The sequence below is a fragment of the Flavobacterium nitrogenifigens genome, from assembly GCF_003254565.1.
GTDB classification, from domain to species: domain Bacteria; phylum Bacteroidota; class Bacteroidia; order Flavobacteriales; family Flavobacteriaceae; genus Flavobacterium; species Flavobacterium nitrogenifigens.
The window spans coordinates 1-786 of sequence record NZ_QJRI01000116.1; the positions used below are offsets into that span (position 1 = coordinate 1).

At 51.1% G+C, this 786-nt stretch carries 1 protein-coding gene and 1 pseudogene; both read left to right on the forward strand.

What is annotated here, in order from left to right; translation table 11 throughout:
* Positions 1-55: 55 nt before the first annotated feature.
* Positions 56-505 (forward strand): annotated as a pseudogene (locus DM397_RS24185) (MBG domain-containing protein); the annotation flags it as partial.
* Between the two features lie 15 nt (positions 506-520).
* Positions 521-786 (forward strand): MBG domain-containing protein (locus DM397_RS23970; RefSeq protein ID WP_239457754.1); only part of this gene is annotated, 266 nt, incomplete at its 3' end.

A 786-nucleotide genomic window follows, 5' to 3' on the forward strand; every position in this document is an offset into this window, starting at 1 on the left:
CTATTCAATATCATATGCTGATGGGACTCTGACAGTAACCCAAGCGTCTCTTATAGTGACGGCAGATGATAAGAGCAAAACCTACGGCAGTGCGAATCCGGTTCTGACGGTGAGCTATTCTGGTTTTGTGAACGGCGATACCGAAGCATCCCTAACGTCAGCAGCTGCAGCCTCAACCATAGCCACGGCTTCAAGCCCTGTTGGCACGTATGCAATAACGGCAGGCGGCGCATCATCTGCGAACTATTCAATATCATATGCTGATGGGACTCTGACAGTTACCCAAGCATCTCTTACGGTGACAGCCGATGACAAGAGCAAAACCTATGGCAGCGCAAATCCGGCTCTGACGGTAAGCTACTCGGGATTTGTAAACGGCGATACTGAAACTGTGCTAGCCACAGCGCCTACAGTCACCACTACGGCAGCTATAGGAAGTCCGGTAGGGAGCTACCCGATCGCAGCCAGCGGAGCCGCTGCATCCAATTATGCAATCACTTATGCCGATGGTACGATGAGCGTGACAGCGGCCTCACTTATGATCACGGCAGACGATAAGAGTAAAACCTACGGAAGCGCGAATCCGACTCTGACTGTGACCTATTCGGGATTTGTGAATGGGGATACCGAAGCCTCTTTGGATGTTCCACCGAATATAAGCACCACAGCCACAGCTTCAAGTCCAGTTGGCCTGTATGCGATTACGGCTAGCGGAGCATTATCTCCGAACTATTCTATTTCGTATGTGGATGGCAACCTGACGGTAGGCCATGTGGCACTTATCGT